Genomic DNA, 14,393 nt, shown 5'->3' on the forward strand with positions numbered 1-14,393 from the left:
GCCGTCACTCATGTCTGAGCCACCGCCTCCACTTCGTAGGGCCGCACGGCGGTGAACGCCGCGGTTCGGCATGCCGGGCAGTCGTCGCCGAGATGGCGGCTGACCACCTGGGGGAACTGGCGTAGCAGGCTGGCGGCGATGTTGGTGGCACCGTCGAGCGTGCCGCACGCCCCGCGCCCGCGCAGCACCACCGACCAGCGCTCCAGACGTGTCACGTCGTCGTCGGTGGCCACACCGTCACGCAACGCGCAGATCACCGCGGCCATCGCCGCCGTGCCGTTGAAGCATGACCCGCACTGGCCGGCGTTCTCCCGGTCGAAGTAGGACATCACCGACGCCGCGACCGCGACCGGGCAGTCGTCGGTGAGGATCGAGATCGCACCGCATCCCAGGCCGGCGCCGAGGCGGCGAATCGATTCGTTATCGAGGGTGGCGTCGAGGATGTCGGTGTTGAGCAGTCCGGCGAAGTACCCGCCCATCAACGCCCCGTGCACCGACTCCGGGTCCACACCATGCACCTCGAGCAGGGTGGAAAACGATGCACCGTACGGGATCTCGTAAAGCGCGGGCGGACGCCCTGCGCCCGTGATCGTCGCCAGGAAGGTGCCCGGCGACATCGGCGTGCCGACGGCGCGGAACCGCTGGGCGCCGTGCTCGTGAATGAACGGCAGGTTCGCGAGCGTTTCGACGTTGCTGACCATCGTCGGAAGGCCCAACACCCCTTCCTCGAAGGGCCGCGGCGGTTTGTCGGTCGGCTTGGCCGGGCCGCCGTTGATGCGCCGCACGGCGGCGGTTTCCTCACCGGCGACGTAGCCCGGTTCGACGGTGATCACGGTGACCTCGGTGTCGCCGAACACCTGCGGCGCGAGCTCGGTCAGCGCGTCGGTGACGGCCGCCGCCGCCCTGTCGTCGGACACGTACACGTACGCGCGCCCGGCGCCCGCCGTCGCAGCGGCCAGGCGCAACCCGTCCAGCACCAGATGCGGCCGCGAGCGCAGCAGCCACCGGTCCTTGACCGAAGCGGGTTCGCCCTCTTCGCCGTTGGCCACCACCACGGTCTCGGAGCCGCGCAGGCCGGCGTCGCGCACCGTTCGCAGCTTGGTGCCGAGCGGAAACGCCGCGCCGCCGCGGCCCAGCAGCCCCGAAAGATCGACCTGTTCCAGGAGCGCACCGGCATCCGACAGCTCCCGGTAGCCCCCGGCCTGGGTGTACTCGGCGTAGCTTTCCGGTGCCACCTGTCCCGGCCGCAGCAGCCGAGGCGGGCAATCCGGCCACGCCGTGACGGTGAGATCGGTTGTCGTGGAGGTCATGACACGTCCTTCCTGGGCCCGGCTAGGCTGACGCACATGAGGACCGCGGTGGTGCGTGTCGGCGTCGACAAAGCCGGCGAGCTGACACCGGAACAGCTAACCGATGGCATGGCACGCCTCCGTGAGATGGCCGCGGCGGCGGGTATCGAGGTGGTGGAGAACAACCTGGCGATGCTGCCGCCGCAGCGCCGTGAGGTGGAGGTGCTGATCGCCGGCGAGGATCCCGCCGCGCTCCAGCAGCGCGCGGTTGAACTGTGCGCCAAGGCGTTCGGCACCAAACCCGTGCCCGGGGTACTGACCTATATCAGCCGGGGCACCGACGCCGACGCCCACGGCGTGCTCGCCGGGTTCGGGCTCACCGGCGACATCGAACGGGTGCCGGGGGAGGACGGCTGGGACGTGGTGCACGTGACGCTGCGCAGTTCGGATCTGGAACGGGTGCCCGAGAGCCGCATCCACACCGCGCTCGAGGCGTCGCTGAACTGCGAAGTGCGCATCCACATGGTCTGACCCCGCCGCGCTGACGGCGTCGATGTGCGGTTTCATCCGCAACACGCCGCCGGGCGCGGATGAGACCGCACACTGGCGGGGCACCTTGCAGCGCGTCATCTAGTCGTCCAGGAATTTCAGGATCGCGGGTGCGGCCTGCACCCACGTGTCGAACATATTGAAACGCTTGACCTTTCCGGAGGCACGCGCTTCACCGGCGCGCTCCCAGGCGTCCTCCGGCCACGGCGGGTCGATGAGCGTGGATCCCTTGATCAGGCAGTGGACCTCCAGCGACGTGCGCTTGGGGTGGTCCAGATCGTTCTCCCCGCCGCGGATGATCAGCGTCGGCACCTTGATGTTGTCGAACATCTCGTCTTCGACTCCGGGGATCGTCTGACCCGGCTTCGGCACAAAGGCGTTGAGCCACCGCAGCATCAGCTTGAGAAACTCGTCGGGGTCCATCGCGAGGAACCGCTCGCGGTTGGCGGGGTTCTCCGCGATCCGCTGCTTCCATTCGTCGACGGCGATCACGCCCTTCATGCCGGCGCCGCGAACCGCCAGGATGCTCGGCACGATGTAGTAGGAGCCCAGCACGAACGACCCGTACACACCGCCGACGATGTTCCACACCACCAGCTTTCGCACGATCTCCGGATAAAGCATCGCGGTCAGCATCGAGTCGCGGGCGCCGCCCGAGCCGCCTGCGATGATGCACGGACCGATGTCGAGCCCGGTGATCAGCGCGTGCAGCGTCTCGGCACGCATGTGCGATTCGCTCTGGCCGTAGAACTGGACATCGGACTTGCCGCAGTTCGGCCGGTCCCACAGCAGCACCCGGTAGCCGCCCTTGACGAGCTGCTGGGCGAGGGGTCGCAGCCCCTCGATGTCCTTGCTGAACCGGCCACCCGGTGTCAACGCGATGAAATCGCCTTCCTTGCCGAGGATCTCGTAGACGACGTTGCCGCCGTTGACCTCGAAGGTCTTCTCGCCGCGCTTGAGCTTGGGGCCGGACTGCTTTTCGGTTGTGGTCATGCCTGTACGAGTACCTCGTTGCCGACGACCCGGACAGGATAGGTCCGGATGCTCCATTCGGGTTTGACTGCGGTGGTGCCGGTGGCCAGTTCGAAACCCCACTGGTGCCACGGGCAGTAGATGAACTCGAGGTCGCGGACCATCACCGCGTCGCCCGGGACGCTCTCGTCGACGATGTTGCGGCCGCGCGGGCGTCCCGAACACAGTGGACCGCCCTCGTGCGGGCAGTAGTTCGCGATCGCATAGAACGTCCCGTTGACGTTGTAGACACCGACGCCGTGCCTACCGATGGGCACCAGTTTATGTGTGCCAGGCGGAATCTCGTCGACCGTGGCGACGACGTGCTCACGCCCCTGGGCCAACCGGGGCGTCTTCTTCTGGTCGCTCAACTCAGAACACCCGCACCTGGCCCTCTAGGGCCGGAACCGTCTCTGGCAGCTTGTAGGTCGCGATCCCGTTGCGGAACATCACGGCCTCACGCGCATGCGGGGGCAGGTGCTTGACCAACCAGCGCGGATCGTCGAACGTCCAGTGAGGGTAGTCCGAGGAGAACAGCAGGATCTTCTCGCACTCCATCCACTGCAGCGCGCGGGTCAGTTCGGTCTTGTCCTCGGGGTAGTCCAGCGGCTGGGTGGTGAACTTGATGTGGTCCTTGACGTACTCCGATGGTTTGCGCTTGATGTCCAGCCACGACTTGCGGGCCTCGTAGATGGCGTCCATCCGCCACATCAACGGCAGGATCCAGGTGAACGCGTGCTCGACGAACACGATGCGCAACGTCGGGAACCGGTCGAACACCCCGTCGAAGATCAGGCTCATCAGCTGGTTGGCCGCCAGCAGTGAGTAGGTGACCATGAAGTCGTGGTTGTAGCTGGGCATGCCGACCGGTGGCATCGGCAGCTCTTCGTGGTGGCTGCGGGACAGATGGCAGCTCACCGTGATGTCGTGCTTGGTGGCGGTGGCCCAGATCGGGTCGTACTTCGGGTCGCCCCATGACGGCCGCGGTTCGGCCTTGATCAGGATCTGGGCCATGTACGGGTGGTCGGCCCAGCGCTCGATCTCGCGTGCGCTGGATTCGGGGTCTTCGATCGCCAGGCAGATCGACCCGCGCCACCGTTCGTGCCAGTTGTTGTGGCTGTCGAGCCAGTGGTTGGCCTGCCAGTCGTTGAGCGCGACGGACATGGCGTGCTGGGTCTCGGGGGTGCGGGCCGGGTACGCGGCGGGTTCCAGGATCGCGATGTCGGCGCCCGCCTCCATGATCAGTTGCTTGAACGCCAGATCGGGGTCGCTGCAAGCGAACTCGCCGTCGGGTGGGAACGTGTCGACACGCATAGCGTAGGAGTGCGCGTAGTCGGGGGCGTCGTAGTAGATCTGCTCGCCGACCTTGCGGGTCAGGAAGTACTTGCTGCGCCAGGGCTCCGGGATGTACTGGACCAACTCGCCGCGCCGCGGGGTGGGATGTACATCGGAGTCGACACAACGAACGGCGATGTGTTCGGCTGCCGGCTTGCGCTCTGTCACTGTGACCGTCATCGTGGCCTCCCCTTCAGAAGTCTTCTATCACTTTGCGCCGACGCTGGCCTCGACGTCTATGCCATAGAGTTCCGCGGCGTTTCGCCAGCACAGCTTGTCGCGCTGCTCGGCGGTGTACGAGCTGGGCACCGTGAGCTTGTTGAGCTGCCAGTGTGGATAGCTGGAGCCGAACATCACCATGTTGTCCTTGCCGGTGAAGCCGAACCACTCACCGGCGAATTCGGTGTCGCCGGGTCCGTCGAGCGCACCCTGGACGAAGTAGACGTGGCCGGGCAGGTAATCGCTCGGCATCTTCGGCGCCCACGGCGTCTGCTCGAGATGTGGTCGCCCGAAGCAGTCCATCCGCCAGATGAACGGCGTGAGCAGGTCGGCGGCTCCGTCCGCCCAGACGAACTTGAGCGCGGGCATCCTTTCGAATACCCCTTCCGCGATCATGTTCATCAGGTGATACAGGTAGTTCAGCGCCATGAACCCGACGTACTGCTCGTAGGTGCGGGTGTTGCCGGACGGGGTCGGCGCCGCGGCGATACCGGCACCGACCTCGATGTGCACCGCGACCGGCAGGTTCGCCTCGATGGCGGCCTCCCACAGCGGCCAGAACTGCGGCTTGCCGTACAGCTCGCGCGACTGCAGCGGAACACCGAGCTGGACGACGCGGGGATGATCCTTGTACTTGGCGATCTCGCGCAACGAGCCCGCGATGTCGTCGGGGTTGATCCTGATCGTGCCGCGATAGCGCTCGGCATACGGATTGTCCTCGAGCCAACGCGTCACCAGCATCTCGTTGTGGGCGGCGGCCAACGCCGTGCCCAGGTGCCGGTCCGGCATGATGCCCCGGGTCATCGGGTGCAGTACCGCGAAGTCCACGCCGCCGTCGTCGAACAGATGCTTGCCGACCAACTCGGGGTCGGACCCTGGATACTGGCGGTCGGGCCCCTCGGTCCCCGGGGCGTATTCGCCACCGGGAGCGCCGTACCAGTCCATTTCGTAGTCGGGGAAGCCGCGGCTCTTGAACGGCTCGCGAAGGATGCTCCGCAGGTCTTTGTTCGACTTGCAGAAGATGTGCACGCTGGCATCGATGACGGGTGTCTTTCCGCCGTCGGGATGTTCGATCACCAAGGCCTCCGAGGTTCGGCCCGGACTGAACGACGGCACGTGCAGGAGCCGGGCATACAGCCATAGTAAAGCCTTGTTCTTCAAAGGCAAGAATTGTGTTCTCCAGCGGTTCGCTTACTTCTGCGCAGGTCAGAGTGTGCGCTGGTCAGTTGCTTAGTGTCCGATGAACGAAACGTCGTAGTCCTCAGCCGAGAACGGTTTCAGCACCTAACGAGAATGTTATTCTCGGTCGGTCCGACGAACCCCGGGAGGCCTTGGTGTTATTGGAGTTCGACGCCGACCAGCGGCTCTGGCAGGAAACCGTGCGCGACGCGGTGACCAAACAGTGCCCGGCGTCTCTGATCCGGGGGGTGGTCGAGAACGGGGTCGACCCGGCCCCGCTGTGGAAAAGCTATGTCGACGCCGGCTGGACCGAACTCAGCGACGCCGAGAACGCCGTCGAGCTGGCGATCGTGCTCGAAGAACTGGGTCGGGCCACCGACCCCACCCCGTTCTTGGCGACGCTGTCCCAGTTCGCCCCGCTGGCCGGTGACCGGTTCGACCCACAACAGTCGGGCACCGCGGTGTACAGCGGGGTGGCCGCTCACCGCGACGCCGACGGCTGGGTGCTCAACGGAACCGCGCACCACGTGCTCGACGGCGACCGTGCCGAGCGCCTCGCCGTGGTCACCGACGCCGGCGTGTTCCTGATCGACGCCAACCAGGTGAGCACCCGGCGCACCGCGGTGTTCGACCCGGTGCTGCACATCGCCGAGGTCTCCTTCGCCGACGTCCGGGTGCCCGACACCGCGCGGCTGCACGTCGACGCGGAGAAGGCCCGCCACGTGGCGCTGACCGGGTTGGCGATCACCATGGTCGGGGCCTGCCAGCGCATCCTCGACTTGGCGCTGGAGCACGTCAAACAACGCCAGCAGTTCGGCGTCGCCATCGGCTCGTTCCAGGCCGTGCAGCACAAGGCCGTCGACATGCACGTCGCCACCGAACGCGCGCGGGCGCTGTCGTACTTCGCGGCGCTGACCATCGCCGAAGACGACCCGCGCAGGCGACTGGCCGCGGCGATGGCCAAGGCGTCGGCGGGCGAAGCCCAGTCGGTGGTGTTCCGGCACGGCCTGCAGCTGTTCGGCGCCATGGGCTTCACCTGGGAGAACGACCTGCAGTTCGCGCTGAAGCGAGCCAAGGCCGGCGAGCACCTGCTGGGCGGGGCCGCCGAACATCGCGCGATCATCGCCGAGGAGTTTCATGCAGCTGACTTTTGATTCCGACGTCGAGGAGTTCCGCGCCGAGTTCGCGGCGTTCCTCGACGAGCATCTGCCCTCGGAGGCGCAGACCCTGGAGCGCCCGCGCTCGGTGTCGCACATGCCGCAGTGGGCCCGAGACTGGCAGCGGCTGCTGTTCGACAACGGCTGGCTGCTTCCCGCGCAGCCGCCGGAGTTCGGCGGGCGCAACGCCACGGTGCTGCAGCAGTTCGTCCACCTCGACGAGTTGTGCCGACGCCGCATCTATCACAGCTTCAACCCGCAGGGCGTGAACATCGTTGCGGCATCCCTACTTTCGTTCGGCTCCGACGAGCAGAAGCACCGCTGGGCAGTGCCGGTGCTCAAGGCCGAGATCACCGCCTCGCTGGGAATGAGCGAGCCCAGCGCCGGCTCCGATCTGGCGTCGCTGCGCACCCGCGCGGTCTTGGACGGGGACCACTTCGTCGTCAACGGTCAGAAGGTGTGGACGTCGGGCGCGCACGACGCCGACTTCCTGTTGACGTTCGTGCGCACCGACCCGGATGCCCCCAAGCACAAGGGAATCAGCGTGCTGATCATCCCGACCGACACCCCCGGGGTGGTGTGCCGCCCGTTCGCCGACCTGTGCGGCGAGGAGAACAAGGACTTCAACGAGGTGTTCTTCACCGACGCGCGGGTTCCGGCCGAGAACCTCGTCGGCCCGCTCAACGGCGGCTGGGGCGTCGCCAACGGTTCCCTCGGCCACGAACGCACCATGATGTGGCTCGGTTTCGCCGATCGCATCGACAACATGATCGCCGACTTTCGGCCGCGGGATGCGCTGCAGCGCGACCAGTACGCCACCACGATCATGGACTACCAGGCGCTGCGGGCGATGGGATCGGCGGCGCTGGCCCGTGCGGCCCGCGGTGAGATGGACACCGCCTCGGTGTCGGTGCTCAAGCTGTTCGGATCGGAGGCCGAGATGCGGGCGATGGACACCGCGTTCACCGCGTCGGGCGCGGACGGGTTGATCCATCCGTCGACGACGGGAAAGTACGAGCACATGAACCTCGACCACTACTTCGCCAGTTGGTTCGAGCGTTATGCGCGCAGCTTCTCCGGAACGATCGCGGGCGGCACCTCCGAGATCCAGCGCAACATCATCGCCACCCAGGTGCTCGGCCTGCCGCGGCGCTGACATGGACGCCTGGATCGTCGACGCGGTTCGCACGCCCAGGGGTCGTGGCCGCCCGGACGGTGCGCTACACGGGATCCATCCGCAGGAGTTGTTCGCGCAATGCTTACAGGCTCTTTGCGCCAGAACGGGTCTTGATCCGGCCGACGTCGACGACGTGATCGCGGGCAACGGAATCCTCGCCGGCGAGCACGGCGACGACATCGCCCGGCTTTCGGTGCTGCTCGCCGGCTGGCCCGACACCGTGCCCGGGATGACGCTCAACCGGTTCTGCGGGTCGGGTCAGCAGGCGATCACTGTCGCGGCGACCGGGGTGGCAAGCGGCGTGCAGGATCTGGTGGTGGCGGGCGGTGTCGAGTCCATGTCGCGGTGGGACGTGAGCGTCGGGGTGCCGACGATCGACGGCGACAACCCGGCGTTTCGCGAACGCCATCCCACGGTGCCGCAGGGCATCTCGGCCGACCTGATCGCCTCGCTGGAGAAGTTCAGCCGCGAGGACGTCGACGCGTACGCCGTCGAAAGCCAACGGCGTGCAGCCGACGCGATCGCGAACGGTCGCTTCGATCGCTCGATCGTCGCGGTGACCGACGCCGCCGGCCAGGTCGCGCTGGACCGCGACGAACATCCTCGCCCGGGCACCACGCTGGACAAACTGGCCAAGCTGCCAGCGGCGTTCGCCCGAATGGGCGCTGCGCGGGTGGAGGGCGAATCCGCCAGCTTCGACGAGATCTGCCTCGGCCGGTATCCGGAGTTGACCGCCATCGACCACGTCCACCATGCGGGCAACTCCTCTGGTGTGGTGGACGGCGCGGCGGTGGCCGCGGTCGCGTCCCGACGGTGGCTGGACGCCAACGGCGTTGCCGCACGCGCCAGGATTCGCTGCACCGCGGCGATCGGCAGCGAGCCGGTCATCATGCTCACCGCGCCGGGTCCCGCGGCGCAGCGGTGTCTGGACAAAGCCGGTATGCGGGCCACCGACATCGACCTGTGGGAGATCAACGAGGCGTTTGCCGCGGTGCCGCTGAAGACCATTCGCGATCTCGGACTGGATCCCGACCGGGTCAACGTCAACGGTGGGGCGATCGCCCTCGGCCATCCGATCGGGGCGACGGGAGCCATGCTCATCGGAACCGTGCTCGACGAGCTCGAGCGCCGCAACCTGAGCACCGGACTGGTCACGATGTGCACCGGCGGCGGTATGGGCACGGCCACGATCATCGAGCGGGTCTGACATGACCGAGACGTTGGTCGTCGACCGTGACCATCCGGGCATTGTTGTCCTGCAACTGAACCGGCCCAAGCAGCTCAACGCGATCAACGAGGTCATGCGCGACGAACTGTCGCTCACCCTCGCCGAGCTCGCCGCCGACACGTCGGTCAACGTGGTCGTGCTGACCGGTGCCGGGCGCGGGTTCTGTTCCGGGATCGATGTGCGCAACTTCGGACCAGGAATGCTGGACGCCTCGGCCCCGGCGATCGAGCGGATGCGTTTTCAGGAAGCGATGGCCGCGCTGCCGCAGGCGATCCGTACCCTGCCGCAACCGGTCATCGCCGCGGTGAACGGACCGTGCGTCGGCGCTGGGCTGTCGCTGTGTTTGGCCGCCGACATCCGGATCTGCTCCACGGCAGCGACGTTCGGTAACGCGGCGATCCTGCTGGGACTGTCGGGTGCGGAGATGGGCATGAGCTACCACCTGCCCCGGATCGTCGGAACCAGCGTGGCGGCGGATTGGATGCTGACCGGGCGAACAGTGAGCGCCGAGGAGGCCGACCGCCGTGGTCTGGTGAGCGAGATCGTCTCGCCGGACCGGCTGACGCAGCGCGCATTCGAGATCGCGTCGACGATCGCCGGTCTGTCACCGCTCGGTGTCCAGCTGACCAAGCGCGCGCTGCAGACCAACACCGACGCGACCGGGCCCGCTGCCGCGATGGAGTTGGAGAACCGCAACCAGGTGCTCAGCCACGCCACCGACGAAGCCGCGCAACGACGCCAGAAGTGGTCCGGCGCCTGAGCGCGGACGGAAAGGACGGCCGATGGCCTGGGATTTCTCGACCGACCCCAAGTGGGCCGAGCGGCTGGCGTGGGTGGAGGAGTTCGTCCGCAGCGAATGCGAACCTATCGACCTGATTGTCAAGGAGTCACACGATCTCAACGATCCGGTGCGCCAGGCGCTGATTCCCCCGCTGCAGCAGATCGTCAAGGAACGAGGGTTGTGGGCCACCCATCTGGGAGCGCACCTGGGTGGTCCTGGCTACGGTCAGGTCAAGCTTGCCCTGCTCAACGAGATCCTCGGCCGATCCGAGTGTGCGCCGATCGTGTTCGGTTCGCAGGCACCGGATTCCGGCAACAGCGAGATCCTCGCCCACTACGGGACCCCCGAACTCAAGCGGCGGTACCTCGAACCGTTGTTGGACAACCGGATAGTGTCGTGCTTCTCGATGACCGAACCGCACGGCGGCGCCGACCCGAAGGTGTTCACCACCACCGCTACCCACGACGGCGATCACTGGGTGATCAACGGTGAGAAGTGGTATTCGTCGTTCGCATCGATGGCCTCGTTCATCATCGTGATGGCGATGACGGACCCCGATGCCCCGCCGTACCAGCGGTATTCGATGTTCGTGGTGCCCGGCGACACCCCGGGTATCAACGTGTTGCGCGATGTCGGGCTGGGCTATCAACCGCTGGGTGGCGGCGGGCGGGAAGGATATGTCCGCTACGAGAACGTCCGCGTCCCAGACGATCACATGCTGGGGCCGCGTGGCGGGGCGTTCGTGGTGGCACAGACCCGACTCGGCGGCGGGCGCATTCATCACGCCATGCGCACCGTGGGGCTGGTGCGTCGGATCTTCGACATGCTCACCGAGCGGGCGGTGTCGCGCTACACCCAGGGCTCGATGCTGGCCGACAAGCAGATGGTGCAGGAGATGATCGCCGACTCCTGGATGCAGATCGAGGCGTTCCGGCTGCTGACCCTGCAGACCGCGTGGAAGATCGACAAGTACAACGACTACAAAGCCGTGCGTGCCGATATCTCTGCGGTCAAGGCGATGATGCAAAAGGTGCTGCATGACGTGTCGGCGCGTGCCCTGCAGCTGCATGGCTCGCTGGGCACGTCTCACGAAATGCCGTTCGTGCAGTACCTGACGGAGTCGTTCGTGCTGGGTCTGGCCGACGGCCCGACCGAGGTGCACAAGGTGACGTTGGCGCGGCTACTTCTCAAAGACGTCAAGCCTGCGCCTGACGCGTTTCCGTCCGAGCACCTGCTGCGGCTGCGGGAAGCCGCCGAAGCCAAGTTCGCCGACAAGCTCGCGGGGATTCCGCGAAGCTGAAGGGGAGGTCCCACATTGTCCTGTCACGGGAAGGTCGCGCTGGTGACCGGAAGCAGCCGCGGGTTGGGCAAGGCGATCGCCCAGCGGCTGGCGAGCGAAGGCGCGACGGTTGCGCTTACCGCGCGAACGATGGACCCCGATCCCAAATACCAAGGCTCCCTCCGCCAGACACTCGAGGAGATCGAGCAGGCCGGGGGAGCGGCGGTCGCGGTCCCCGCCGATCTGTCCGACGTCGAGCAACGCGTCCAGATGTTCGCCGAGGTGGTGCGTCAGGTCGGTGCGCCCGACATCGTGGTCAACAACGCCGCGGTCACGTTCCTGCGTCCGCTCGACGAGTTTCCCGAGCGGCGGGTGCGGCTGATGATGGAAATGCACGTGATGGCGCCGCTGCATCTGACCCAACTGGCCATCCCCGCGATGCGGGAGCGCGGCCGCGGCTGGGTGCTGAACGTGACCTCGGTCGGCGGTGACCTGCCCGACGGACCACCGTTCTCCGAATTCGACCGCAGCGCCGGGTTCGGGGTGTACGGGACGGTGAAGGCCGCGCTGAACCGCCTGACGAAAAGCCTTGCCGCCGAACTGTACGACGACGGCATCGCCGTCAACGCCGCGGCGCCGTCGAACCCGGTGGCAACCCCGGGCGCGGGCACGCTGGACCTGGCCAAGACCGACACCGAGGACATCGCGCTGATCACCGAGACGGCGTTCCGGTTGTGCACCGGCGATCCGAAGACCTTGACCGGTCGCATCGCCCACACTCAGTCGTTTCTCGCCGAGACGGGCCGACCATGACGCGCGAGTGTGGGATTGTGTCACGCCTCCTGTCGGCTTCGCGTGACGGTAACCCACGTTCGGCACGCGAAGGGGCGTTCGAGTGAAGGTCCAGCCGGCCGCGTACCTGCGCACAACGTTGCCGCTCGATCTGTCGCAGCTGCCCGAACTGGACAGCGGCCGCTACCACTCGATCTGGCTGCCCGACCACATGGTCAGCTTCTGGCCCGACTCGATCTGGACGCCGGAGTTCACCGATCTGGCAACGGTTTCAAAGACGCCGCACCGACACCTCGATGCGATGGCGGTCGCGGCCGCCGCCGCGGTGCTGACCAGCAACGTCCCGCTGGTGACCAGCGTCGTCGACACCGTGCGACGGCACCCGTCGTTGCTCGCCCAGAGCGCGCTGACCATCGACCATCTGGCCAAGGGCCGCTTCGTCCTCGGCCTCGGCAGCGGGGAGACCGAGAACACGGTGCCCTACGGCTTCGACTTCACCAAGCCGGTCAGCCGTTTGGAGGAGGCGCTGCACGTCATCCGGCTGCTGTGGGACAGCGACGGTCCCGTCGACTTCGACGGGCAGTTCTATCGACTGCGGCACGCCCGGCTGGACACCGAACCGTATGAGGGGCGCGTTCCGCCGATCTGGATCGGCGCGAGCGGGCGGCGCGCGCTGGACATCGTCGGGCGCTACGCCGACGGCTGGTGGCCCACCGGTGCGTGGACGCCCGAGGACTATGCCGAAAAGCTCGCGGCGGTAAGGGCTTCCGCTGATCGGGCCGGACGCGACCCGATGGCGATCACGCCGTGCTACATCCAGGTGTGCCTGATCGCGCGCGACGACGCCACGCTGGAGGAGATCCTGGCGGCACCGCTGGTGAAGGCGTTCCTGCTGCAGGTGTCCGCGCCGATGCTGCGCAGCTTCGGCCACGAGCACCCGATGGGGGAGGACTGGCGCGGGTATCAGGACATCGACCCCGCGACGCTCACCCGCGAACGCATCCTTGACTTCCTCGGAGGCGTACAACCGGAGATGATCCTGTCGGTGATTCCGCACGGCACCCCGAAGCAGGTGGCGCGCGTCGTCAAGGACTACGTCGACGCGGGCCTGCGCGTGCCGAAGATCCTCGACTACGGCGGGATGGCGGGACTGCAGCACGCGGCCGCGTCGGCGCAGAACGTGCGGGAGGCCGAGGACGAACTTCTGCGTCTATGTGGAGATGTGCGGTGAGCGCACGGTTGGACGCGACCACCATGCTGGAGCGAGCGCAGGTCGAAACGGGGCTGGCCGACTACGGCGACCCCAGCCTGCCGCAGCGGTTCGCCCTGGTTGTCGAGCACCTCAACGGCATCGGCATGGACGCCGACGGGGTGCGCCGGGCCGGCGAGGTGTGTCACTGGCTGCTGACGTCGCGGCTGCAGTTCTTCGAGGACCGCCGCCGCCATCCGGTGGCCGACGAGGTGGTCGAGCGGCCCATGTTCGTCACCGGTGAACCGCGCTCGGGCACCACGTTGATGCACGCGCTGATGTCGGTGGACCCCGACGCACGCGCGCTTCGCTTCTGGGAGGTGATGTATCCGTCGCCGCCGCCGGGGCTGGGCGCAGACGACGACCCCCGGCGTGCCCGCGCGGACGACGACTGGCGAGAGATCAACGCCAAACTGCCGAAGTGGCTGCACAGCCACCCGTACAACGACATGCTCGGCGACGGTCTGCCCGAGGACGAACGCACGTGGGCCTTCGACTTCCGGGTGCTGACGCCCACGGCGTGGTGGCGGGTGCCGATGCCGACCGTCGTCGGCGGCCTGCCAACCGATCCCGCAGCGCAGTACCGCATCCACAAGGCCATGTTGCAGCAGTGCCAATATCGACGTCCCCGGAAACAGTGGGTGCTCAAAGGCTTTCACGGGTTCCGTCTCAAGGAGCTCTTCGCGGCCTATCCCGACGCGAGGATGATGTGGCTGCACCGCGACCCTGTGCAGGTGGCGGCGTCACGCACGATGATGATGGCCGACATCACCGAGGGGATCGTCGGGCCGGTGGACCTCAAGGCAGCGGCGAAGATGCATCTGGGCCTGACCCGCGAGAGCATCGCGAACACGATGACCAACCCGCTGGTGGGCGATCCGCGAATCCTGCATGTGCGCTACACCGATTTCATCGCCGATCAGGTGGCGACCGTGCGCCGATTCTACGAGTTCTGCGACCGGCCGCTGAGCGCGGACGCAGAGGCGGCGATGCGCGCCTATCTGGCGAACAATCCCGGCGACCGGCACGGCAAGTTCCGCTATTCGACGTCGGTGCTGACCGACATCGGTGAGGACCTCGACGCGCTGCACGAGGAGTTCCGTCCATTTCGGAAACGCTTCGGCGTCGAGATCGAGAAGCGGAACTGA

The 14,393-nt window shown here is 67.0% G+C and carries 14 protein-coding genes; 9 read left to right on the forward strand and 5 right to left on the reverse strand.

What is annotated here, in order from left to right; translation table 11 throughout:
- Positions 1-8: 8 nt before the first annotated feature.
- Positions 9-1,310 carry an NADH-ubiquinone oxidoreductase-F iron-sulfur binding region domain-containing protein gene (locus G6N28_RS19535; protein WP_163903131.1) on the reverse strand — a complete coding sequence of 434 codons (1,302 nt, stop codon included), beginning with the start codon at positions 1,308-1,310 and terminating at the stop codon, positions 9-11.
- Between the two features lie 36 nt (positions 1,311-1,346).
- Here G6N28_RS19535 and G6N28_RS19540 point away from each other — a divergent pair, with 36 nt between their 5' ends.
- Entirely contained in the window at positions 1,347-1,820 is a 474-nt protein-coding gene (locus G6N28_RS19540) for a hypothetical protein (RefSeq protein WP_163903133.1), read from the forward strand.
- A 99-nt stretch (positions 1,821-1,919) separates the two neighbouring features.
- Here the strand turns inward: G6N28_RS19540 and G6N28_RS19545 are convergent, their stop codons facing one another.
- Genes G6N28_RS19545 through G6N28_RS19560 form a run of 4 tightly spaced genes read right to left on the reverse strand, consistent with a single transcriptional unit; the run spans position 1,920 to position 5,480 of the window.
- The gene (locus G6N28_RS19545) at positions 1,920-2,831 is read right to left on the reverse strand and encodes an alpha/beta fold hydrolase (protein WP_163903135.1); all 912 of its coding nucleotides are present in this window, start codon (positions 2,829-2,831) and stop codon (positions 1,920-1,922) included.
- Entirely contained in the window at positions 2,828-3,220 is a 393-nt protein-coding gene (locus G6N28_RS19550; RefSeq protein ID WP_163903137.1) for a Rieske (2Fe-2S) protein, read from the reverse strand. Before G6N28_RS19550 ends, G6N28_RS19545 begins: the two co-directional genes overlap by 4 nt.
- Position 3,221: 1 nt before the next feature.
- Positions 3,222-4,364, reverse strand: coding sequence for an amidohydrolase family protein (locus G6N28_RS19555; protein WP_163903139.1), 1,143 nt, complete (start codon positions 4,362-4,364; stop codon positions 3,222-3,224).
- A 27-nt stretch (positions 4,365-4,391) separates the two neighbouring features.
- Complete coding sequence (locus tag G6N28_RS19560) at positions 4,392-5,480, reverse strand: amidohydrolase family protein (protein ID WP_179962120.1); 1,089 nt, start codon at positions 5,478-5,480, stop codon at positions 4,392-4,394.
- A 257-nt stretch (positions 5,481-5,737) separates the two neighbouring features.
- On the opposite strand from G6N28_RS19560, the gene G6N28_RS19565 reads away from it, so the two are divergent.
- From G6N28_RS19565 to G6N28_RS19600, 8 genes are all read left to right on the forward strand, one after another.
- A complete protein-coding gene (locus G6N28_RS19565) occupies positions 5,738-6,736 on the forward strand; it encodes an acyl-CoA dehydrogenase family protein (RefSeq protein WP_163903141.1) in 999 nt (332 codons plus the stop codon).
- Positions 6,720-7,895, forward strand: a complete 1,176-nt coding sequence (locus G6N28_RS19570; protein WP_163903143.1) for an acyl-CoA dehydrogenase family protein — start codon at positions 6,720-6,722, stop codon at positions 7,893-7,895. The genes G6N28_RS19565 and G6N28_RS19570 overlap by 17 nt, the downstream gene beginning before the upstream one ends.
- A gap of 1 nt (position 7,896) precedes the next feature.
- Complete coding sequence (locus tag G6N28_RS19575; protein ID WP_163903145.1) at positions 7,897-9,123, forward strand: acetyl-CoA C-acetyltransferase; 1,227 nt, start codon at positions 7,897-7,899, stop codon at positions 9,121-9,123.
- Between the two features lies 1 nt (position 9,124).
- Positions 9,125-9,904, forward strand: a complete 780-nt coding sequence (locus tag G6N28_RS19580) for an enoyl-CoA hydratase/isomerase family protein (RefSeq protein ID WP_163903147.1) — start codon at positions 9,125-9,127, stop codon at positions 9,902-9,904.
- A gap of 22 nt (positions 9,905-9,926) precedes the next feature.
- On the forward strand, positions 9,927-11,225 hold the full coding sequence (locus G6N28_RS19585; RefSeq protein ID WP_163903149.1) for an acyl-CoA dehydrogenase family protein: 1,299 nt from the start codon (positions 9,927-9,929) through the stop codon (positions 11,223-11,225).
- A gap of 15 nt (positions 11,226-11,240) precedes the next feature.
- Positions 11,241-12,017, forward strand: coding sequence for an SDR family NAD(P)-dependent oxidoreductase (locus G6N28_RS19590; protein ID WP_163903151.1), 777 nt, complete (start codon positions 11,241-11,243; stop codon positions 12,015-12,017).
- An 82-nt stretch (positions 12,018-12,099) separates the two neighbouring features.
- The gene (locus tag G6N28_RS19595; RefSeq protein WP_163903153.1) at positions 12,100-13,227 is read left to right on the forward strand and encodes an LLM class flavin-dependent oxidoreductase; all 1,128 of its coding nucleotides are present in this window, start codon (positions 12,100-12,102) and stop codon (positions 13,225-13,227) included.
- Positions 13,224-14,393, forward strand: coding sequence for a sulfotransferase family protein (locus G6N28_RS19600; RefSeq protein ID WP_163903155.1), 1,170 nt, complete (start codon positions 13,224-13,226; stop codon positions 14,391-14,393). Before G6N28_RS19595 ends, G6N28_RS19600 begins: the two co-directional genes overlap by 4 nt.

Source organism: Mycolicibacterium pulveris (assembly GCF_010725725.1).
Lineage (GTDB): Bacteria > Actinomycetota > Actinomycetes > Mycobacteriales > Mycobacteriaceae > Mycobacterium > Mycobacterium pulveris.

What these genes read in the sequence shown, in the direction of transcription:
- G6N28_RS19535 (WP_163903131.1), bottom strand. Translation starts at nt 1,310, where the DNA reads ATGACCTCCACGACAACCGATCTCACCGTCACGGCGTGGCCGGATTGC.
- G6N28_RS19540 (WP_163903133.1), top strand. Translation starts at nt 1,347, where the DNA reads ATGAGGACCGCGGTGGTGCGTGTCGGCGTCGACAAAGCCGGCGAGCTG.
- G6N28_RS19545 (WP_163903135.1), bottom strand. Translation starts at nt 2,831, where the DNA reads ATGACCACAACCGAAAAGCAGTCCGGCCCCAAGCTCAAGCGCGGCGAG.
- G6N28_RS19555 (WP_163903139.1), bottom strand. Translation starts at nt 4,364, where the DNA reads ATGACGGTCACAGTGACAGAGCGCAAGCCGGCAGCCGAACACATCGCC.
- G6N28_RS19570 (WP_163903143.1), top strand. Translation starts at nt 6,720, where the DNA reads ATGCAGCTGACTTTTGATTCCGACGTCGAGGAGTTCCGCGCCGAGTTC.
- G6N28_RS19575 (WP_163903145.1), top strand. Translation starts at nt 7,897, where the DNA reads ATGGACGCCTGGATCGTCGACGCGGTTCGCACGCCCAGGGGTCGTGGC.
- G6N28_RS19580 (WP_163903147.1), top strand. Translation starts at nt 9,125, where the DNA reads ATGACCGAGACGTTGGTCGTCGACCGTGACCATCCGGGCATTGTTGTC.
- G6N28_RS19585 (WP_163903149.1), top strand. Translation starts at nt 9,927, where the DNA reads ATGGCCTGGGATTTCTCGACCGACCCCAAGTGGGCCGAGCGGCTGGCG.